The organism is Nitratireductor sp. WH36-1 (assembly GCF_058725515.1).
This window is the reverse complement of the sequence record NZ_CM178970.1, coordinates 957,208-978,515: the sequence shown is the minus strand read 5'-3', so window position 1 is coordinate 978,515 and position 21,308 is coordinate 957,208. Positions and strand designations below refer to the sequence as shown.

Here is a 21,308-nt window from a genome sequence, read left to right as displayed (position 1 = left end):
ATCAGGTGCTCGCGAAACGGTGCAGGCCAAGCATCCGGTCGATCACGAAGATCAGAAGGACGGTCAGGCCGATCATGATGGAGGAAACGGCAGCCACCGACGGGTCGGGGCTGAATTCGAGCTGGCCGTAGATCTGCACGGGCAGCGTGGTCATGCCGGGCTTGCGCAGGAACAGCGCCAGAACGGCCTCATCGAAAGAGATGTTGAAGGCGAAGAAGGTGCCCGCCGCAAGGCCGGGAAGGCACTGCGGAAGAACCACCAGCCGCAACCGCTGGAAACGGCTCGCGCCCATGGTCTGCGCCGCTTCCTCGAGGAAGGGGTTGGACTCCGACAGAACCGCCAGCGTGGTGCGGATGACATAGGGCGTGGTGATGATCGTGTGGCTGACCCACAGGGTGAGCACCGACACCGGCCCGAAGATCGCGCTCCACAGCATCAGCATGCCGATGGCGTAGATGATGGTGGGCAGAACCAGCGGCGACAGAAACAGCGTCGAAAGCAGGCCCGAGAAGGGCAGCTTGCGCCGGTGGAGCGCGATGGCCGCCGCACCACCCACGAGACAGGAGGTGACGGTGACCAGAAGCGCCACCTGGATGCTGATCCAGGCCGCATTGAGATAGGCGTCGGACGACAGGACCGCCTCGTACCAGCGCAGCGAGAAGCCCGTTGGCGGGAACGAGATGAACTGGCTTTCCGAAACGGACACACCAACGATCACGACCAGCGGCGCGAGGAGGAAGATGCCCGTCAGGACGACGAAGGCGACAGCGCCGATGCGCAGCGGAGTGGAAACGGCTCTAACCATTGGAGCGCCCCGAAAGTCTGGCATAGGGCATCAGGAGAACGATGATGCCGAGGAACAGGATGACAGCCTGGGCTGCGGCGAAGGGCCAGTCGAGCGTCTGCGTGACCGAACGGTAGATGGACGCGGCCAGAACCTGAATGCGGGCGCCGCCCAGAAGGTTCGGCGTGACGAACGAGCTTGCCGAAAGCGTGAAAACCAGAAGCGAACCGGCGACGATGCCCGGCACCGAAAGCGGCAGGACGACCGTGCGCAGGGTCTTCAGGAAGGAACAGCCCATGGTGCGCGCCGCCTCTTCAAGCCGGCTGTCGATGCGGGTGATGACGCCGAGGATCGACAGGGTCATGAAGGGCAGAAGCACCTGCACCATGCCGATGACGATGGCGGTCTCGGTCTGCATCAGGCTGAAATTGCGCCCGACGAGGCCAAGGTCACGCAGGACCTCGGGCACGAGGCCGCTGCGGCTCAGAAGCACCATCCAGCCGAAGGTACGCACGACAACGGAGGTCATCAGCGGCAGGATCACCATGATGACCAGCCAGAGCCGCAGCTTCGGGCTGACATGCGCCATGATATAGGCCATCGGGAAACCGATCAGCGCGCAGATGAGCGTGATGATCGCCGACAGGCGCACGGTGCGCCACAGCACATTGAGATAATAGGGGTCGCTCAGGAAGCGGGTGAAATGGGCCAGGGTCAGCCCGTTCTCGCCCGAGACAGACAGCATCAGCATCTGTGCAATCGGCACGAAGAAGGCGAGCACCAGGAGCAAGAGGCCCGGCAGGATCAGAAGCGAGTTTTCCGCGCGGTCTGTCATGGTCGTCCTTGTTTCAGCTTGCATTGGACCGGTGAAGGCCCAGCGGGTTTGGCCGCGCGAATGTGCAGGCGCAAGGCGCGGCGCCGCAAGGGGATGCGACGCCGCAATTCATGCTTTCGGCTTAGCGGGCGATGGTGCGGTTCCAGGCGTCGACCCAGGCCGAACGGTTGGCCTCGATCTTGACCGGGTCAAAACGGATGAGGCCCTTCACGCCTTCTTCGCCATAGGCGACGTCCGCGGCGACTTCACCGGCAAGCTCGGTCTTCGCGTTGGTCGGCGAATAGCGCAGCTTCTCTGCGAAGCAGGCCTGCGCCTCAGGCGAGATCGACATGTCGATCAGCTGAACGGCGAGATCCTGGTTCGGACGGCCTGCCACGAGGTTTGCCGTGATGAAGCTTGCCGGCGTGCCTTCTGCACCCTGGGTGAAGGCGGTCGGCAGACCGGCCTTGCGCAGCGTGTAGGCGTAATCGGAAGCGTAGGCCGCGATCCAGGCGTCGTTCTGGGCGAACTCCTGCTGGATTTCCGGCGAGGTGGAAACAACGATTGCGCCATTTTCGAGCAGCTTGGTGACTGCATCGAGACCCGGCTGAATGTTGTCGAGATCGCCACCATTGACCTGGTTGATCATGAGGAAGCCGAGCATGCCGTAACCGTTGGAAATGTCGGTCAGGACGATGTGGTCGGCATAGGCCTCGTTGGAAAGATCCTTCCAGGCAGTCGGCTTGGGATCGGCAGCTTCGTCGTTGTAGAGAAGGCCGATCGCAGCAATCGAGTAGGCCGGACCTTCGCCCTTGGCGAGGTTGGCGCGCGCGAAGTCATAGACATCGGCGGCGTTGGTCAGCTTGGCCTCGTCGATGGGCGACAGGAGGCCTTCTTCGGCAGCCACGATTTCCTGACCACCGGAGAAGTGGATGACATCGAACTGCGGAGCGTTCTTCTGAGCGCGAAGCTGGGCGAAAGCGTCGGCGGAATAGGCCGTCACCACGCGCACCTGAGCGCCGGTCTTTTTCTCGAACGGGGTGAGAATGCACTCACGATGTGCTTCTTCGTAAGCACCGCCGAAGGAGTTGATCGTGAGCGTTTCGGCCTGGGCAAGCGCCGTGCCTGCCATCAGAGCGCCAACGCCGGCGACCGTGATCTTGGAAATCGTCTTCATGGCTGTTCCCTTGCTGTCTTTATGTTTGATCTTCTGGAAGTTGGGCAGCCGGCCCCGAGAAGGGCTGGCTGCCGGATCATCAAACGATGCGGCCGATCTCGACCGTCTTCAGGCCTTCCTTGCGGATCAGGCGGCACTGCTCGGCGATTGCGTCGAGCCCTTCGGACATGTTGCCGAAGTAGGTGCACGGGATCCAGCCGGTCGGGCCGAACGTGCGGCCACCAACACCGTAGAACATGCCGATCTCCCAGAACTCGTCCGGATCGATCTTGAAGAAGTTCTTCGGCTGATAGAACCAAAGCATATCACCAGGCTCCGGGAGAACCGTCTGGTTTTCCGGCGGCAGGCTGGTCGGATCGAAGTTGCGGGCCTCTTCCGGCAGACCCATCATGATTTCCGGGCCGGAGAAGATGGCATGGCTGGCAGGAACCTGAATCGGCTTCTCCAGTGCACCCCAGATCGCTTCGCAGGTCTTGGGCGCGGTATCCCAATAAAGAGAAATGATACCCTTTACGTCTGCCTCGACGAATTTCAGATAGATATTCTTGTCAGTCATGAACCTAAACCCGTTTGTTACGCCCATATTTCAAGGCAAGGCCGGGTGCATGTCCAATCGCAATGCGGAATTCTGCCTATAAAGAAATTTTATCGCCAGTCAGATCAGAGCGCGCTTACGCCTGTGACAATCCCGCCGCACGACGCGCTGCCTCTCCGACGTAACGCCAAAACGCCAGGTCATGCGGCCGTTTTTCCGCTTCCCACTCGGGATGCCACTGCACGGCGAAGACCGGAGCCTTTGTCCCGGCGGCTGCGACAGCCTCGACAACACCGTCATGTGAACGAACTGCGGCGGAAAGCCCCTCGCCCAGCTCACCAATGCGCTGATAGTGAACGCTGTTGATCTTCAGGGGACCGGAGACGGCGAGCGCCTTCTCATAGGCCGCACCCGGAACCACCTCGGCGTCATGCCCATAGGCGAACATGGCATCGAGATCGACGCCATCGGGCGCATGGTGCGAGAACTCCGGCGTGCCGGCATCACGCTCGTCGACAAGCGTGCCGCCAAAAGCGACATTGATTTCCTGAAGGCCACGGCAGATGCCGAACAGCGGCGTGCCGCCTTCTACCGCTGCATCGATGAGACGCGCGGTTGCGCTGTCACGCGCAGCATCCAGCATGCCGCGCTGCGCATGGGGCGAGCGATAGCGTGCGGGCGAAATGTTGGAATTGCTGCCGGTCAGAAGCAGGGCATCCATTCTGGGCAGGAGTGCCGCGACATCATCCCCATCGAGATTGCTGGGAAGGATGAGAGGCAGCGCGTCCGCGTGCTGCCGCACGGCGTTCAGATAACGCTCCTTGACGATCTGGGCATTCTCTCCCTCCACCGCGCGGGTGCAGGCGATGACGCCGATGACAGGCAAAGCGGACATGAACTTCTTCCTTTCGGGAACTGGAAAACGGCAAACAGCGGCGAGGCTCATAACGCCCCGGACAACGCTACGAGAATAAGACAGCCGCGAAAAGCTTCTGGACCAAACGACCAGTCCAGCAATAAATCAACCCGCTATTCGGTCGCAGCCGGTTGTTCAGGGAGCCAACCGCCTTCAGGCGTTGGCGCAAGGGCCGGCGTTTCGAACACGCCGACAACGCGGTCGCAGATGCCATCGCTCTCGGCCGAAAGCGCCTCGCGCCAGCGGCGCGTCTGCAACATGGCCGCACCGACGGCGACGGGCTCGATGTTGCACAGTTTGAGGAGTTTCAGACCGGCGAGAATGGAACTGCCGGTGCTGATGACATCATCCACCAGAAGCACGCGGTGCCCTTCGATGAGGGGCAGCATGCGGGGGTCCACATAAAGGCGCTTCTGCTGATCGGGGCTGGTGACGGAGCGCAGCGGAACCGAGCGCTCTTCCTCGTACCAGAACTTGCGCGACGTGCTGAGCGGCACATAGCGGCTGTGACCGAGCGCGCGGGCGACCTGCGAGGCGAGCGTCAGGCCGAGAGTGGGCAGACCGACGACAACATCCGGCCTGAAGGCGGACGCCTTTTCAGCCAGCGCCTTCGCCAGCGCGTCGGAGACGGAGAAGCTCGCCTGGTTGACGATCAGCGAAGCCAGCGCCCGCTCCCCGCCTGAAAGAACGCGGATCGGGAGGCCGAGCTGACGCCCATCGGGCAGCTCTGCGGGGAAGAACCCCTTATGGCCGCCGCGCGGGGCGCGCTCGTAGGTTCCTGCCGGTTCGAGCTCCTGCCAGAATGCCTGGGGATCGATCTGGAAATCGGAATGCGTCATTGTCTGCCGAAAGGCCCCGCGTTAAGAATGAGCTGTTTTCACCTGGATTTCTGTTCCCGGACAGAGCGTATATCTCCACGCCGGCCGCCTTGTTGCGGAAGGCACCTTTTATCCGGGCAGACGCATAAATGGAAAGGGCGTATTGATGGCTGTTAACGAGGATGTTCGCGCGGAGATGGATTTTCTCGTCGCATTGCGGCGCGATCTGCACGCACATCCCGAGCTGGGCTTCGAGGAAGAGCGGACCAGCCAGATTGTCGCCGAGCATCTGACAGAGACCGGCATGAAGGTGCATCGCGGCCTTGGCGGCACCGGCGTGGTAGGCACGCTGACGGTGGGCAATGGCCTGCGCACGATCGGCCTGCGCGCGGACATGGACGCGCTCGCCATGCCCGAAACCGCCGACCGCCCTTACAAATCGACCGTGCCCGGCAAGATGCATGCCTGCGGGCATGACGGACACACGACGCTGCTTCTGGGCGCGGCGCGCGAACTGGCGCGGACACGCAATTTCTCCGGCACGGTGCACTTCATCTTTCAGCCGGCGGAAGAAGGCCGGGGTGGCGCAAAGCGCATGGTGGAAGACGGCCTGTTCGAGATGTTCCCCTGCGATGCGGTCTATGGCCTGCACAACATGCCCGGCCTCGACACCGACGAGATGGCCGTGGTGGCCGGCCCGCAGCTCGCCTCCTCCGACAGCTGGCAAGTGCGTTTTCGCGGCGTCGGCACCCATGGCGCAAAACCGCATCTGGGCAAGGACCCGGTGACGGCGGGCGGACATTTTCTCGCAAGCCTGCAAACGATTGTCGGCCGCGTGGTGGACCCGTTGCAGCCAGCCGTGGTGAGCGCCTGCTCGGTGCAGGCGGGCGATCCCAACGCGCTCAACGTGATCCCCGATTTCATCGACATCGCAGGAACCGCCCGCGCCTACACGCCGCGTGTGCGCGACCAGCTGGAAGAAGAGATCGGCCGACTGGCGAATGGCGTTGCTGCGATGTTCGGCATTGAGGCCGAATACCGCTTCATCCGCCGCATTCCGCCCGTGGTGAACAATGCGGATGCGACGGCGCGTGCGCTGGCGGCGGCACAGGCCGTGTGCGGCGACAAGGTGCGCACCGACTTTCCGCCTTCGACGGCGGGCGACGACTTCGCCTTCTTCTCGCAGGACGTGCCGGGGGCTTATGTGTGGCTCGGCAATGGACCGGCAGTTGATGGCGCGCTGCACCACAACACGGCTTATGACTTCAATGACGGGGCAATCGGCACCGGCGTGAAGTTCTGGACGACGCTGGTGGAGCAGGAACTGGCGGCCTGATTTTTGATGAGGGGCGCGCGCCCCTCATCCGCCTGCCGGCACCTTCTCCCCGCCTGCGGGGAGAAGGAAAGCGCGGATTTTCTCTCGCTCAAAAACCAAGATGCGGCTTCTATGCCCCCTTCTCCCCGTTCACGGGGAGAAGGTGAGGATGAGGGGCGAGCGCTGACTTCTAAAACCTATCCCAGAACCTCGAGAACCGGTGTTTCCAGAACGGCGGGGCGGGCATTGTCGGCAATGCCGAGATCGGTCTGGTGCGGGCCGGCATTGCAGGCGAGCGTCGCGCCGAAACAGGCCTTGAACACCAGATAGGGCGGCTCCCAGTCGACAATGCCGTCCATGGCGGAGCGCAGGGCCGCAAAGCCCGCTGCCACATCGGCCAGCGGCTCATCGGAAACTAGGCCCGACAGGGGCAGCGCCAGAGAGGCGACGATGCGACCGCCCTGCGCAACGGCCATGCCGCCGCCAGCCTTGATCACCCAGTTGGCCGCTGCCGCCACATCTTCCTCATTGCCGCCGAAGACCGTGACGTTGTGGCTGTCATGGGAAACCGTGGTGCAGAATGCGCCACGCCAGGCGCCCCAGCCGGTGAGATAGCCCACACGGGGAATGGCCGGCGCGCGGCCATGACGGTGGATGACGCTGATCAGCGTCGCGCCCTCGGGCGGCACGACGAAGCCATCGCGCACCGTTGTTTCGGCCTCGCCCCACTCGGTGAAGCGGGGCCGGTGAATCGTGGCGACGCGGACACGCTCCCCTTCCGCCCGGACGCGAAAATCATCGGGCGTGAAGGCGGGGCATTTGATCGAGCCTTTGAGCGGCGCGGTGGAATGCGCCTTCACCGGGGCGGTCAAAGCGCCATCGCGCGCGACCACAACGCCATTGGCGATGACGGCGGCGGCGCGGAAATTCTCCAGATCGTCAAACAGCGCGATGTCGGCGCGGCGACCGGCGGCGACAAGGCCGAGATCGGGGCGCGCGAGCCGGTGCGCGGCATTGAGCGTTGCGGCCTGAATGGCCCAGCTCGCCGGCATGCCGTAGCGCACCAGACGGCGCACCACATCGTCAAGGCCGCCTTCGTTCAGAAGCGAGTCGGGAAACACGTCGTCGGTGCACAGCGTTACCGTGGAAGGCAGCCGCCCGAGTGCGTTCAGCGCTTCGACGAATTCCGGCAGGAGATGATCGTGCGAGCCGCGCATCTCGATCGCCAGGCCGGCACGCAGCTTGGCCATCAGATCATCGCCGGAGACGAGTTCGTGATCGGAGCTGACGCCGGCGGCCATGAAGGCGTTAAGGTCTGCGCCTGCGAGGCTGCGGGCGTGGCCAAAGACGGGCTTGCCACTTTCAAGGCCGGCCTGCACCACATCGCGCATGGGAGCGGTGCGGTCGATGACCCCGCGCATGTTCATGACCTCGGCAACGCCGCCAATGCCGGGACGCGCCAGCATGTCGGCAAGCTCGGCTCCGCCGAAATCGGCGGCGGACATTTCAAGCCCCGGTGCTGCGGGAACGCAGGACGGCGCAAGCACGATCATGCGCAGCGGCAGACCGGCTGCCGCCTCCAGTGCCCATGAAACGCCGTCGAGCCCGTGCACATTGGCGAATTCGTGCGGGTCCCACTGAACGGTGGTGACGCCGCGCGGCAGGACAGCCTGCGCATAGGCGGCCGGCGTGATCATGGAGCTTTCCACATGCATGTGCATGTCGATCAGGCCGGGCGTGACGGTGAGCCCTTGCGCCTCGATAATCTCGGCTGCGTCTTCGCGCGCGCCCCGTTCGTGGACGCTGGCGATGAGCGCGCCGACAATGCCGATATCGGCGGGGCGCAGTTCGCCGGTCACCGCATCGAGCAGCGTGCCGCCGCGAATGAGAAGATCAAACGGCGCATCGCCGCGTGCGGCCGCAACGGCGCGGTCGCGCAGGGCGGCATTGTCGAGATCGCGGGGTTCGACGGTCATGAGCGGGCAGCCTCCACGAGGGCATCGAGCGCCAGCGCGCGAACGCGGGCGGCATCGGCGCGCATGCCCCACAGGGCGTTGGGTTTCACATGCGGGCGCTGGTCGACAATGGTGCGGCCGCGCGTGTGCGCGCCGGCAAGCTCCATCGTCACCTCCGCTTCTTCGAAGACGAAGGCGTCAGGCGCGACAAAGGCGGCGGCGGCGGTGGGATCGTAAAGCGCCATGGCGGGACGGCCGCGCGTGAGCGCGATGTCGACATAAGCGCCAAGAAGATCGGCCAGAATTTCGCCGCGCGGCGTGCCGGCGGCGCGCACGACATCGACATCTTCGGGACCGACGAGTACCTGGCGGCACAGGTCGAGATCGGCGACGCGCAGCGAAATGCCGCTTGCCAGAACGATGGCGACGGCCTCCGGGTCGGCGAAAGCGTTGAACTCGGCGGACGCCGTGTGATTGCCGCGCGTTGCGCCGCCGCCCATCCAGGTCACGCTGTCTATCTTTGAAAGCAGGTCCGGGCGGGCGAGCGACAGGATCGCGATGTTGGTGAGCGGCCCGAGCGCCAGGATTTCGCCCGGCGCATCGAGCCCTTCAAGCCATGCAGTCAGGGCCGCAAGCGCATCGGTGCGCGGCAGCGCCTCGGCTTGAGGAAGGCTGCGCCCACGGGTCGGAATGCCGGTGGGGCCGAGAACATGGGCGGGTGTTTCCACCCCGCCCAGGATCGCCCGTTCCGCGCCGGTGTGGATCGGGAACCGCCAGCCCAGCAGCGATGCGGCTCCGGCGGCATTGGCGCGCACCGCATCCATCGGCGCGTTGCCGAACACCAGCGAGACGCCAGCGACCGGCTTCGACGAGGCGGCGACCATCATCACCGCCAGAATGTCGTCGAAGCCCATATCCGTGTCGATCCAGACCAAGGCGGACACTCCCTTTCTACATGCGTTCGAGAACGGCAGCGCGTTCCGGCGGCAGGTCGAAGGCGACCCGGCTGCCCGGCTCGAAAGCGGGTGCGGCGGCATCCATCTCGGCCTTGATGGGGCCGAGCGGGCTCTTCAGAAGGTATTCGCGCGAGCCGCCGGCAAAGGCAGCGCCAAGCACCTCGCCCTCAAAGCGCCCCTCGCCGAGGGTCACCATGTTGGGACGCCAGGCAAGACCGGATGCGCCGGCGGCGGGCTTTGCGGAAAGCTGCATCGCGCCGGCTTCGGTGCGAATGCCGTCACCTTCCACCGGGAAGATGTTCTCGAAGCCGACGAAGTCCGCGACGAAGCGGGACTGCGGCCGGTTGTAGACATCCTCGGGCGAACCGACCTGCTCGATTGCGCCTTCCTTCATGACGACGATGCGGTCGGCCAGCGCCAGCGCCTCGTTCTGGTCATGCGTGACGAAGACCATCGTGACGCCGCTCTCGCGCTGAACGCGCTGCAGCTCGGTGCGCATTTCCAGACGCAGGCGCGCATCAAGGTTGGACAGCGGCTCATCGAGCAGCAGAACCTTGGGCTCCATGACCAGCGAGCGGGCAAGCGCGACGCGCTGCTGCTGACCGCCGGAGAGTTCCGCCGGCTTGCGGCTGTGGAACCTGGAAAGTCCGACCATGGCGAGGCCGGCCTCGACCCGCTGGTTGATCTCCACCGTGGGAAGCTTTTTCAGGCGCAGGCCGAAGGCGACGTTCTCGAACACGGTCAGGTGCGGGAACAGCGCGTAGGACTGGAACACCAGACCGACATGACGCTTGTTGGCCGGCACATAGGTGATGTCCGCGCCATCCAGCGTGATCTTGCCGGACGCCGGACGCAGAAGGCCGGTGATGGCGCGCATGGTGGTGGTCTTGCCGCAACCGGAGGGGCCGAGCAGTGCAATCAGCTCGCCCTTGCGGATGGACAGGTTGAGGCTTTCGACCGCGACGGTCTTGCCGTAGGCGAGCGTCAGATTGCTCAGATCGAGATAGGTTTCATCAGACATAGCGGGAGAACCCCAGGAAACGTTCCGCGAGGAAAACGATGGAAATGGAGAGGAAGGCGAGCAGCGCGGCAAGAGCGGCCACCGACGGATCATAGGTGATTTCCATGTACCAGATCATGTCGATGGGCAGCGTGCGCACGCCCGGTCCTGAAAGGAAGAGCGACACCGGCACCTGATTGAAGCTGGTGACGAAGCCCAGAATGAAGGCCGCCAGAATGCCGCTCTGAATGTTGGGCAGCACGATCCGGAAGAAAGTGGCGACCCGCGAAGAGCCGAGGATGACCGCAGCCTCCTCGATGTCGCTGCGCAGATTGTCGAGCGAGGCCGAAACCACGCGCACCGCATAGGGCAGGATCAGCGCCGTGTGGGCGATGAACAGCGCCACGCCGACGCTGACATCAAGCGGGATCACCAGATAGCGCAGCAGCGCCAGACCGACGATGATGCCCGGCACGATGATCGGCGCGGAGACGATGGTGCGGATGGTCTCGCCGAAAGGCAGACGATAGCGCGAGGCGGCATAGGCCACCGGCACGCCAAGCACGAGTGCAGCGAGCGTGCCGAAGATGGCGAGGAACATGGAAAGCGCAAAGCTTGCCCTGAAACTCTCCACCTCGAACACTTTCATCACCCATTTGAGCGACAGGCCCTGTGGCGGGAAGGCGAGCGTTTCGCCGCCCGAAAGGGCCGCCGCGACGATGATGACGAACGGCCCGAGCAGGAAGATGAGGACGAGCGTCAGCGTGACGTAGGACAGAAGGCGGGAGGTCATCGCTTGTTCCTCGCGGTGGCCAGGCGTTTCAGAAGCAGGTTGGCCGAAAAGCTCATGACCATGAGGATCATGGCGATGATGCTTGCCGAGGCGAAGTCATTGGCGACGGTGACGCGCTGATAGAGCAGCGTTTCCAGCATCAAGACCTTGGAGCCACCGAGAATGGCGGGGGTGATGTAGGCGGTGAGCGAGCCGGTGAAGACCAGCGTGCCGCCGATGACGAGCCCTTCCTTGGTCAGCGGAAGGATGACCTTGACGAAGACCTGCAGCCAGTTTGCCCCCAGAACGCGCGCGGCGGGTACGGCATCCTTGGGCATGTTTTCCAACGCACTGATGAGCGACAGGATCATGAGCGGCAGGAAGAGCTGCAGAAGACCGATGAAGACGGCCGTCTCGGTGAACAGGAACCGGATGGGCGTGTCGGAAAGACCGAGCCAGACAATGGTTTCGTTGACGAAGCCGGTGCGGCCCAGAATGACGATCCAGGCATAGGTGCGGGCGACGGGCGAAATCATCAGCGGCATGACGACGAGGCCGATCATGCGGCCACGCGCGGTGGGCGGCAGCGTGACGATGGAATAGGCCGTGGCATAGCCGATGACCGCCGACACGGCAGTCACGATCGCGCCGAGCTTCAGCGTGCGCCAGAAGACGGTGCGGTTCAGGTCGCTTTCAAAGAAGCTGGCATAGGACGCCAGGGTCCAGCTTCCCTCGGCGCGAAAGCCCTCGGAAAGCAGGATGCCCACGGGAACGAGAAAAACGATCGCCGCGAAGACCGCCGCAGGCAACGCCAGCGCCAGTCCTTCCATCCGATTCTGAAACATGTGTTGGAACCTTGTGTTGGGTTCAGGGGCGGGTCCTCCACCCGCCCCCGGACCATCGCATCAGCGTATCGGCTTACTGGCCGATCTGAGCATTCCACTCCGAGAGCCAGGTCTCGCGGTTGTCGAGGATGACAGCCGGGTCGAGCAGCTGAAGGCTCTCAACGGTCTCGGCGCCATAGGTGAGGTTTTCGGCGATCTCCTCGGAGACCTTCACTTCCGAATTGGCGGGGCTGTCCACCAGCGCTTCGGCAAGCTTGGTCTGGACCTCGGTGGAGAGCCAGAAATCCATGAACTCATAGGCGAGATCTTCGTTCTTCGCGCCCTTGGTCAGGATCATGACGTTCATGCCGCCGGTCTGGCCTTCCTTCGGGGTGGCCCAGGCCATGTCGAAGCCCATCTTGGCGTATGCGCCCCAGGCAAAACGGCCAATGGGTGCTGCCAGGATCTCTTCCTGCTGCATGAGCTGTGCGACCTGCGAGGAACGCTCGTAGAAGGTGACGATGTCGTCCTTGTTCTTGGCGACTTCGGCAATGGCGGCCTTCAGGTCTGCGGAATCGTCACCGATGGCCTTGCCGACCATGTAGAGCGCGGGCGGGCCCTGATTGGTGCTGACATTCGGGAACGCAACGCGGCCCTTCAGCTTGTCCTGGAACAGGTCGGCCCAGCTTTCAATCGTCACCTCGTCGGCGCGGTAGGCGATGGAGGTGGCGTAGAAGGTGTAGCCGACAGCCAGATTGTCGCCGAGCGGGTCCTTGGCGATGTCATAGAGCTTGTCGTAGTTCGACAGGCGGCTGACGTCGATGGACTGGGTGATGCCCTTGCGCGATGCCGAAAGCGCGTCGTGCGTGGACATGACGGCCATGTCGATTTCCGGATCGTCCTTGCGGGCTTCCAGCTTTGCCAGACGCTCCACGGAGTTGCCGGTCTCGACCACCAGCTCACAGCCGCACTGGGCCTCGAACGGATCGTAGACGATCTCCTTGAAGGCGTCCTGGGCGAAACCATAGACGGAGATGACGAGGGTCTTGTCGGCTGCCTGTGCTGCGCCGCTGAGTGCGGCCAGCGCAACGCCGGAGGCCATGAGTTTCTTGAACATGTCTAATCGCTTCCTTCTCTGGTGGTGCTTTTCTAGACTGGGTCCGTGGCGGATGATGACGCGGGCCAGCGATGGACCGACGTCCTGTCACCAGGAGCGGCCCGACCCAACACCGGGCCGCTTGACTGGCGTATGATGAGCTCCATCGGGATGGAACTCTGGCCCTTGAGGGCCGGCAGATCGGACGACGCATCGCGCGCGCCGCCTTGGTCGATCTGGGAAATGAGGTCGGCAATGGCGATCTCGGCAATGCGCTCCATATCCATGCGCATGGTGGTGAGGCTCGGCGCGATGACGCCGGCCCAGATGAGATCGTCAAAACCGGTGACGCTGACATCGTCGGGAATGGAGACGCCGCCCTGCTGCAGCTCGGTGATGGCGCGCAGGGCATGAAGATCGGACACGGCGGCGAAGGCCGTAACGCCCTCCTCCACCAGACGCACAAGACCGAGCGGGCAGCCGGAACCATGGCTGCGCTCCATTTCGCCGATCCAGATCAGGCGGGCTTCGCCCTTGCCGGCGAAGGCTTCGCGAATGCCGGCAATGCGGTCGTTCTGAACGTTGGAATCGGAATGAAGGCCGATGATCGCCACGGAGCGGTGGCCGAGCTCCAGCAGGTGCCGGCCCATTTCGAGGCCGCCATTGCGGTGATCTGCGGCGACCGTGTTGCCCGGCGTGGAAGGGGAATCGATGACCGCAACGGGACGGCCAATATCGGCAATGCAGGTGCCGTGGCGCGGGACGACGACGATGCCATCCGCGCCGCGCTCGATCAGCCGGTTGATGGCGCGGGACTGGGCTTCGATATCCCCGCGACTGTCGCCGATGAGAACGCCATAGCCGGCCTCGGAGGCGGCATGCTCGATGGCCTGCGCAAACTGGGGAAAGAGCGGGTGGCCGATATCGGCCAGAACGAGGCCAAGCACATGACTGCGCCCGGTGCTCAGCGCCCGGCCTGCGAGGCTGGGCACATAGCCCAGCTCTTTTGCCTTTTCGCGGATCGCCCGGCCGAGCTCCTTCGACACGCGGCCCTTTCCGGACATCGCGTTTGAAACGGTCGCAACCGATACGCCAAGAGCTTTGGCAATATCGGATAGATTGGCGCGAGAAGCCATCAAAGCCCGATTCAAATGAAGGTTAAGCGTTTAAGCATTATGCCCGGCAAGAACCATCATGTCGAATCGGATTTTGAAAATCCCCAGAAATAGCGGTCAGGACATATCAATATCATGACCGCTATGGCGATCAGGCGGACGCCGTGACCGCCCTCGCCTCGCCGACCTGTGCTCCCTCCTGCCCGGCGGACCGGGCAGGAAGCGGCGCCTGAAAGCGCTTGAGGCGCAGGGCATTGCCCAGCACGAAGACACTGGAGAGCGCCATCGCACCGGCAGCGAGCATGGGCGACAGGAGCGTGCCCGTGGCCGGATAGAGGACGCCGGCAGCAACCGGAATGAGACTCACATTGTAGGCGAAGGCCCAGAACAGGTTCTGCCTGATGTTGGTCATGGTCGCCTGCGAGAGGCCGATTGCATTGGCAACACCGGTCACATCGCCCGCCATGAGAACCACGTCGGCGCTTTCGATGGCGACATCCGTTCCGGTGCCGATGGCGATGCCGACATCGGCTTCTGCCAGTGCAGGAGCATCGTTGATGCCGTCACCGACGAAGGAGACCGGACCTGCCAGACTGCGCAGGCGCTTGAGCGCCTCGACCTTGCCCTCGGGAAGAACCTCCGCCTCGACCCGGTCGATGCCCAGCTTTGCGGCAATGGCTTCGGCGGTGTGGCGGTTGTCGCCGGTGATCATGGCCACTTCGAGCCCCAGCGCATGCAGTGCAGCGATGGCACGCGGCGTCGATTCCTTCACCGGATCGGCAACGGCGACCACGGCGGCAAGCCGGCCATCGACCGCCGCATAAAGCGGCGTCTTGGCGTCGGTTGCGAGCCTGTCGGCATCGGCGGATGCGCTGCCGATCTCGACGCCCTGCTGGCGCATGTAGCGGTCCGCACCGATGTGGAGTTTGCGGCCGTCAACGGTGGCTGCGATGCCGAAACCCGGAACCGCATCGAACGCGGCGACCGGCTTGAGGGTGAGCCCCTCGGCGCGCGCGGCCTCGACAATGGCCTCGGCCACCGGATGTTCGGACATGGCTTCCGCCGATGCTACGAGCGAAAGGATATCGGCGCGCTCGAACCCATTCTGCATCACGAAATCGGTGAGTGCGGGGCGACCGAGCGTCAGCGTGCCGGTCTTGTCGAAGGCGACGACACTTGTGTTGCGCAGGCTCTGCAGCGCCTCGCCATTGCGGAACAGAACGCCGAGCTGTGCAGCGCGGCCGGTGCCGACCATGATGGAGGTGGGCGTGGCGAGCCCCATGGCGCACGGGCAGGCGATGATGAGCACCGCGACCGCGTTGACCAGCGCGAAGGCGAATGCGGGATCGGGACCGAACACCATCCACACGACGAAGGTGAGCGCGGCGGCAAGCATCACGGCCGGCACAAACCAGGCCGTGACCCGGTCGACCACCGCCTGAATGGGCAGCTTGGCCCCTTGCGCGTTTTCGACCATGCGGATGATCTGCGCCAGCACCGTGTCGGAGCCGACCTTGGTGGCGCGGTAGACGAAGCTGCCGGTCTTGTTGATCGTTCCGCCGATCACCTCGTCGCCTTCGGCCTTGGAGACAGGCACCGGCTCGCCGGAGATCATGGCTTCATCGACATAGGAAGAACCGCTTTCGACCAGACCGTCGACCGGCACCTTGTCGCCGGGGCGCACCTGAAGCCGGTCGCCCACAACCACGTCCTCAAGCGGCAGCTCGACAAAGGCATCATCGCGGAGAACACGCGCGCTCTTGGCGCGCAGGCCCATCAGCCGCTTGATGGCCTCGCCGGTGCGGCCCTTGGCGCGCGCCTCCAGAAGCCGGCCGAGCAGGATGAGCGTGACGATGACGGCGGACGCCTCGAAATAGACGTTGACCGTGCCGGACGGGAGAACGCCGGGCGCGAAAGTCGCCACGACCGAATAGGCCCAGGCAGCGGTGGAACCGAGCATGACAAGCGAGTTCATGTCCGGCGCAAAGCGCATCAGCGCCGGGAAGCCCTTGCGATAAAAGCGCAGGCCCGGCCCGAACTGCACGATGGTCGCCAGCACGAAATAGAGGAGGTAAAGCGTCTTGCGGTCGGCGATCCCCATCAGCCAGGCATGCATGCCCGGTATGAAATGGCTGCCCATCTCGAGAATGAAGATCGGAAGGGTGAAGATTGCAGCCAGCGTGAAATCGCGCTTGAGCGAACGAAACTCGGCGGCCTTTGCCTCCTCATGCGCGTCACGGGCGGCAGCGCCATCGGAACGGGCAACCGGCGTGTAACCGGACTTGCGGATCGCCTCTTCAACGCCGCGGCGCGCTTCATCGTTCAGAAGTTCGACGGATGCGCTTTCGGTGGCGAGGTTCACCGCGACCTTTGAAACGCCGGGCACGGCGGCAATCGCCTGCTCCACACGCCGCACGCAGGATGCGCAGGTCATGCCCTCGATGCCGATATCGAGATGGCTCTCCGGCACGCCATAGCCGGCACGTTCCACCGCACTGACGATGCTGGAAAAATCAACGCCGGGATGCACCGCCACATCAGCCGTCTCGGTCGCCAGATTGACCGAGGCGCTTTCAACGCCATCGACGGCGGCAATCGCCTTCTCCGCGCGTTTGACGCAGGAAGCGCAGCTCAGTCCCTCGATGCGGAAGCGTTTTACATTGGCCGAAGACGTGCCGGCAGGAAGGGTATTCATCGCTTTCACCCTGAATGACTATTGTTCAGGATTGCGCTTCTAAACCTTCCAGTCAATGGAAGGTCAAGCGAGAAAATCACTGCATCGTGTCGGAGCCGGAAAAGGCGCTCAGGAGCAGGCGCAGATATTGCACTTCCGGGTGGTTCGGCAGCCGCCGGTCGATCTCGGCAAGCTGGCGGCGCGCTGCATATTCGAGATCGGCATCGCCCGGGAGGCTCAAAAGCCACTCCATGAAAGCGCGCTGCTGCGCGGGGATCGACCCCGCGCGCAACAGCTTCATTCTGGTTGCGTCATACGCCATGGATCAGTCCCAGCTCAGCGCGCCGCCGTTCTGATATTCGATGACGCGGGTTTCGAAGAAGTTCTTTTCCTTCTTCAGATCCATCGCCTCGCTCATCCACGGGAACGGGTTTTCGGTTTCGGCGAAGACCGGAGCCAGGCCAAGCTGGGCGCAGCGGCGGTTTGCGATGAAGTGCATGTACTGTTCGCACAGCGCCGCGTTGAGACCGAGAAAGCCGCGCGGCATCGTATCCCGCCCGTAGGATGCTTCCAGTTCGGCAGCATGCGCGATCATGCCCCGCACCTCGTCCTGAAAGGCGGGCGTCCAAAGATGCGGGTTCTCGATGCGGATCTGGTTGATGACGTCGATGCCGAAGTTCAGATGGATCGATTCATCGCGCAGGATGTATTGATACTGCTCGGCGATGCCGACCATCTTGTTGCGGCGGCCAAGCGACAGGATCTGTGCGAAGCCGGTGTAGAACCACATGCCCTCGAAGATGACATAGAAGGCCACGAGGTCACGCAGGAACGCCTGATCGGCCTCCGGCGTGCCGGTCCTGAATTCGGGATCGTCCAGATGCTGCGTGAAGTCGAGCGCCCATGCCGCCTTGTCGGTGATGGAGGGCACTTCGCGATACATGTTGAACAGCTCGCCCTCGTCCAGCGACAGGCTTTCCACGATGTACTGGAAAGTGTGCGTGTGGATCGCCTCCTCGAAGGCCTGACGCAGCAGATATTGCCGGCATTCGGGATTGGTGAGGTGCCGGTAGATCGCCAGAACGATGTTGTTGGCGACAAGGGATTCAGAGGCGGCGAAGAAACCGAGATTGCGCTTGATCATGCGCCGCTCGTCTTCGGTCAGGCCATCGCGCGATTTCCAGAGCGCAATGTCGGCCTGCATGGAGACCTCGGTGGGCATCCAGTGATTGTTGCAGCCGGCGAGATATTTCTCCCAGGCCCAGCGATATTTGAGCGGCAGGAGCTGGTTGACGTCGGCGCGCGCGTTGATCATGCGCTTGTCATCCACCGAGACGCGGGCCGCCCCGCGCTCGATCTCGCCGAGGCCCGTGGCGTCGGCCTCGTCAGCGGCAGGGTTCGCGGCAGTGGCGGGCTGCGATTGTTCGTTCCAGTTCAGCATTTTTTTGTCTTCCGATTGGGTTTGGGCGCTACGTACCCACCTTCGTCCTTCGACAGGCTCAGGATGAAGGTGGGGGGCTCAGGATGAGGGGGGGCTCAGGCTCACGATGAGGGTTGGGGCGCGGAGCGGGAGATGCGAAGGCCGGGCTACTGGCAGGCTTCGCACTCGGGATCGTCGATGGCGCAGGCCCTGCCCCATGCGGCGTTCGGATCGATGGCGATGGGCGCAGCAGGAACGCTCGTGGCGGCGACGGCGTTGAGCTTGCCGTCGGTTCCCTTGAGCGTGGATTTCTCCACATGGGTGGCCGAGCGCGAGCGCAGGTAATAGGTCGTCTTCAGGCCCTTACGCCATGCCAGCCGGTAGAGTTCGTCCAGCTTCTTTCCACTCGGATTGGCGATGTACAGATTGAGCGACTGGGCCTGATCGATCCATTTCTGGCGGCGCGAGGCGGCCTCGATCAGCCAGGCGGAATCGATCTCGAACGCGGTCGCATAGAGCGCCTTCAGATCATCCGGCACGCGGTCTATCTGACCGACGGACCCATCGAAATATTTGAGGTCCGACATCATGACCTCATCCCACAGGCCGCGCTCTTTCAGATCGTGAATCAGCGCCGCGTTCACCACGGTGAAATCGCCCGACATGTTCGATTTGACGAACAGATTCTGATAGGCGGGCTCGATGGACTGGGACACGCCGCAGATATTGGAGATGGTGGCGGTGGGCGCGATGGCCATGCAATTGGAATTGCGCATGCCGGTTTTCTTCACCCGCTTGCGCAGGCTCTCCCAGTCAAGCGTTGCCGCACTGTCCATCTCAACGCCCGGTCGCGCTTCTTCCAGAAGCCGGATGGAATCGATCGGCAGAATGCCCTTCGACCAGAGCGAACCGTCAAAGCTGGCATAGCGCCCGCGCTCGGCGGCAAGTTCCACCGAAGCGGCAATCGCATGATAGCCGATTGCCTCCATGCTCATATCGGCAAAGGCGACCGCCTGTTCACTCTGATAGGGAATGCGCAGCTTTTGCAGGGCATCCTGAAAGCCCATCAGGCCGAGACCGACCGGGCGATGGCGCAGATTGGAATGGCGCGCCTCGGGAATGGTGTAGAAATTGATGTCGATGACATTGTCGAGCATGCGCATGGCGGTGCCGACCGTGCGCGCCAGCCGCGCCAGATCGAGCACGCCATCGGCAATGTGATTGACGAGGTTCACCGAACCCAGATTGCAGACGGCCACCTCATTCCTGGACGTGTTGAGCGTGATTTCCGTGCACAGATTGGATGAGTGAACGACGCCCACATGGCCCTGCGGCGAACGGATGTTGCACGGGTCCTTGAAGGTGATCCAGGGATGGCCGGTCTCGAACAGCATGGTGAGCATGCGCCGCCACAGATCGACCGCGCGCACGGTTTTGAAGACACGCAGTTCACCGGCTTCCGCCTTTGCCTCATAGACCTCGTAGGCAGCGCGAAACGCCTTGCCATAAAGATCGTGCAGGTCGGGCGTCTCGTCAGGCGAAAACAGCGTCCACGAACCGTCCGCCTCGACGCGTTCCATGAACAGGTCCGGCACCCAGTTGGCCGTGTTCATGTCATGCGTGCGGCGGCGGTCGTCGCCGGTGTTCTTTCGCAGATCGAGGAACTCCTCGATGTCGATGTGCCAGCTCTCCAGATAGGCGCAGACGGCGCCCTTGCGCTTGCCGCCCTGGTTGACGGCGATGGCCGTGTCATTGGCGACCTTGAGGAACGGCACGACGCCCTGGCTCTCGCCATTGGTGCCCTTGATATGCGCGCCGAGACCGCGCACCGGCGTCCAGTCATTGCCGAGACCGCCGGAATATTTGGCAAGCAGCGCATTGTCCTTCACCGCCTTGAAGATGCCGTCGAGATCGTCAGCCACCGTGGTGAGGAAGCAGGAAGAAAGCTGCGGGCGCAGCGTGCCGGAATTGAACAGGGTGGGCGTGGAGGCCATGAAGTCGAAGGACGACAGAAGGTCATAGAACTCGATGGCGCGCGCCTCGCGGTCGATCTCGCGCACGGCAAGCCCCATGGCGACACGCATGAAGAACGCCTGCGGCAACTCGAACCGAATGCCCCCGGCATGAAGGAAATAGCGGTCGTAGAGCGTCTGGAGGCCAAGGAACTGGAAGTTCAGATCACGCTCCGGCCTGAGCGCCGCGCCAAGGCGCGCCAGATCGAAACGGGCAAGCTCGGGGTCGATGAGCTCGCTGGCAATGCCGCTCGCGATAAAGTCGGGGAAATAGCTTGCATAGCGCTCCGCCATTTCGGCCTGCGTCGCCTGCTCGGACCTGCCGGCCACAAAGGTCAAAGCCTCGCGCCGCAATTTGTCGAGCAGAAGACGCGCGGAGACGAACGCATAGTCAGGCTCCTGCTCCACCAGCGTGCGGGCGGCAAGGATGGGCGCAAGCGACAGCTCGTCCTGACGGATGCCGTCATAGAGATTGCGGCGGGCTTCCGTGAGGATCGGTTCGGCGGAAACGGTCTTGAGGCCGGCACAGGCTTCTTCGACGATTGCGGCAAGCCGCGCTTCGTCCAGCGGAACCAGCGTTCCGTCATCCGCCGTCATCTGCAGGGCGGATTGCGGGGCTTCCACACTGGCCGTCCCGGCGGCGCGTTCGCGGGCGCGCTCCTCGCGATAGAGCACATAGGCGCGGGCAACCCGATGATGCTCGCCACGCATGAGGGCGAGTTCCACCTGATCCTGAATTTCCTCGATGTGGAACAGACGGTCGGCATCGGCCCGGCGCGTGAGCGCGGACACGACCTGTACGGCAAGCTCCTCGACAATTTCATGGACACGGCGCGAGCCAGCGGCGGTGGAACCCTCAACCGCCAGAAACGCCTTGGTCAGCGCCACCGCGATCTTTGCCGGATCGAACGGTGTTACACCGCCACTACGGCGGATGACGCGGTAACCCGGTTCAAGAGATGTAGTTTCGGTGTTTGCAGTGGAATGCGGAACCGTGGCGGTGCCGTTGGTGTTTTGTGCTTCAGTGGTGTGTTGTGCTTCAGTCGCCGGCATGTAGACCCCCGTGGCGGTTGGACGGGGGCGCGGAGACATGCGGCGCGACGGCATTGCCGTGGCGACACACGC

18 protein-coding genes are annotated in these 21,308 nt (G+C 63.4%); 1 reads left to right on the top strand and 17 read right to left on the bottom strand.

The window, feature by feature from the left end; genetic code table 11:
* Position 1: 1 nt before the first annotated feature.
* The 6 genes from AC4PTT_RS04725 to AC4PTT_RS04700 form a co-directional block, all read right to left on the bottom strand.
* Positions 2-805, bottom strand: a complete 804-nt coding sequence (locus tag AC4PTT_RS04725; protein WP_113153063.1) for an ABC transporter permease — start codon at positions 803-805, stop codon at positions 2-4.
* Entirely contained in the window at positions 798-1,619 is an 822-nt protein-coding gene (locus AC4PTT_RS04720; RefSeq protein ID WP_113153064.1) for an ABC transporter permease, read from the bottom strand. The genes AC4PTT_RS04725 and AC4PTT_RS04720 overlap by 8 nt, the downstream gene beginning before the upstream one ends.
* Positions 1,620-1,740: 121 nt before the next feature.
* Positions 1,741-2,775 carry an ABC transporter substrate-binding protein gene (locus AC4PTT_RS04715; RefSeq protein ID WP_113153065.1) on the bottom strand — a complete coding sequence of 345 codons (1,035 nt, stop codon included), beginning with the start codon at positions 2,773-2,775 and terminating at the stop codon, positions 1,741-1,743.
* Between the two features lie 79 nt (positions 2,776-2,854).
* Positions 2,855-3,331, bottom strand: coding sequence for a DUF3830 family protein (locus AC4PTT_RS04710; RefSeq protein ID WP_113153066.1), 477 nt, complete (start codon positions 3,329-3,331; stop codon positions 2,855-2,857).
* A gap of 115 nt (positions 3,332-3,446) precedes the next feature.
* Positions 3,447-4,205, bottom strand: a complete 759-nt coding sequence (locus AC4PTT_RS04705; RefSeq protein WP_492162198.1) for a gamma-glutamyl-gamma-aminobutyrate hydrolase family protein — start codon at positions 4,203-4,205, stop codon at positions 3,447-3,449.
* A gap of 134 nt (positions 4,206-4,339) precedes the next feature.
* A complete protein-coding gene (locus AC4PTT_RS04700) occupies positions 4,340-5,065 on the bottom strand; it encodes a phosphoribosyltransferase (protein WP_492162197.1) in 726 nt (241 codons plus the stop codon).
* A gap of 145 nt (positions 5,066-5,210) precedes the next feature.
* Here AC4PTT_RS04700 and AC4PTT_RS04695 point away from each other — a divergent pair, with 145 nt between their 5' ends.
* Entirely contained in the window at positions 5,211-6,380 is a 1,170-nt protein-coding gene (locus AC4PTT_RS04695) for a M20 aminoacylase family protein (RefSeq protein ID WP_492162196.1), read from the top strand.
* A 176-nt stretch (positions 6,381-6,556) separates the two neighbouring features.
* Here AC4PTT_RS04695 and AC4PTT_RS04690 read toward each other — a convergent pair whose 3' ends face one another.
* From AC4PTT_RS04690 to AC4PTT_RS04640, 11 genes are all read right to left on the bottom strand, one after another.
* Positions 6,557-8,335 (bottom strand): adenine deaminase, encoded by a 1,779-nt coding sequence (locus tag AC4PTT_RS04690; protein WP_492162195.1) that lies wholly within the window; start codon positions 8,333-8,335, stop codon positions 6,557-6,559.
* Positions 8,332-9,228 carry a nucleoside hydrolase gene (locus AC4PTT_RS04685; RefSeq protein WP_245447773.1) on the bottom strand — a complete coding sequence of 299 codons (897 nt, stop codon included), beginning with the start codon at positions 9,226-9,228 and terminating at the stop codon, positions 8,332-8,334. The genes AC4PTT_RS04690 and AC4PTT_RS04685 overlap by 4 nt, the downstream gene beginning before the upstream one ends.
* Positions 9,229-9,265: 37 nt before the next feature.
* Positions 9,266-10,291: an ABC transporter ATP-binding protein gene (locus tag AC4PTT_RS04680; protein ID WP_113153070.1), complete on the bottom strand. Its 1,026-nt coding sequence runs from the start codon at positions 10,289-10,291 to the stop codon at positions 9,266-9,268.
* Entirely contained in the window at positions 10,284-11,063 is a 780-nt protein-coding gene (locus tag AC4PTT_RS04675) for an ABC transporter permease (RefSeq protein ID WP_025030355.1), read from the bottom strand. The genes AC4PTT_RS04680 and AC4PTT_RS04675 overlap by 8 nt, the downstream gene beginning before the upstream one ends.
* The gene (locus AC4PTT_RS04670) at positions 11,060-11,887 is read right to left on the bottom strand and encodes an ABC transporter permease (protein WP_113153071.1); all 828 of its coding nucleotides are present in this window, start codon (positions 11,885-11,887) and stop codon (positions 11,060-11,062) included. Before AC4PTT_RS04670 ends, AC4PTT_RS04675 begins: the two co-directional genes overlap by 4 nt.
* Before the next feature lie 73 nt (positions 11,888-11,960).
* Entirely contained in the window at positions 11,961-12,983 is a 1,023-nt protein-coding gene (locus AC4PTT_RS04665) for a polyamine ABC transporter substrate-binding protein (RefSeq protein ID WP_206544282.1), read from the bottom strand.
* 32 nt (positions 12,984-13,015) lie between these two features.
* Positions 13,016-14,098: a LacI family DNA-binding transcriptional regulator gene (locus AC4PTT_RS04660; RefSeq protein WP_492162194.1), complete on the bottom strand. Its 1,083-nt coding sequence runs from the start codon at positions 14,096-14,098 to the stop codon at positions 13,016-13,018.
* A 130-nt stretch (positions 14,099-14,228) separates the two neighbouring features.
* Complete coding sequence (locus AC4PTT_RS04655; RefSeq protein ID WP_492162193.1) at positions 14,229-16,772, bottom strand: heavy metal translocating P-type ATPase; 2,544 nt, start codon at positions 16,770-16,772, stop codon at positions 14,229-14,231.
* A 76-nt stretch (positions 16,773-16,848) separates the two neighbouring features.
* The gene (locus AC4PTT_RS04650; protein ID WP_492162192.1) at positions 16,849-17,073 is read right to left on the bottom strand and encodes a hypothetical protein; all 225 of its coding nucleotides are present in this window, start codon (positions 17,071-17,073) and stop codon (positions 16,849-16,851) included.
* A gap of 3 nt (positions 17,074-17,076) precedes the next feature.
* Entirely contained in the window at positions 17,077-18,192 is a 1,116-nt protein-coding gene (locus AC4PTT_RS04645; RefSeq protein ID WP_113153075.1) for a ribonucleotide-diphosphate reductase subunit beta, read from the bottom strand.
* Positions 18,193-18,338: 146 nt separating this feature from the next.
* A complete protein-coding gene (locus AC4PTT_RS04640; RefSeq protein WP_492162191.1) occupies positions 18,339-21,236 on the bottom strand; it encodes a ribonucleoside-diphosphate reductase subunit alpha in 2,898 nt (965 codons plus the stop codon).
* Positions 21,237-21,308: the final 72 nt, after the last annotated feature.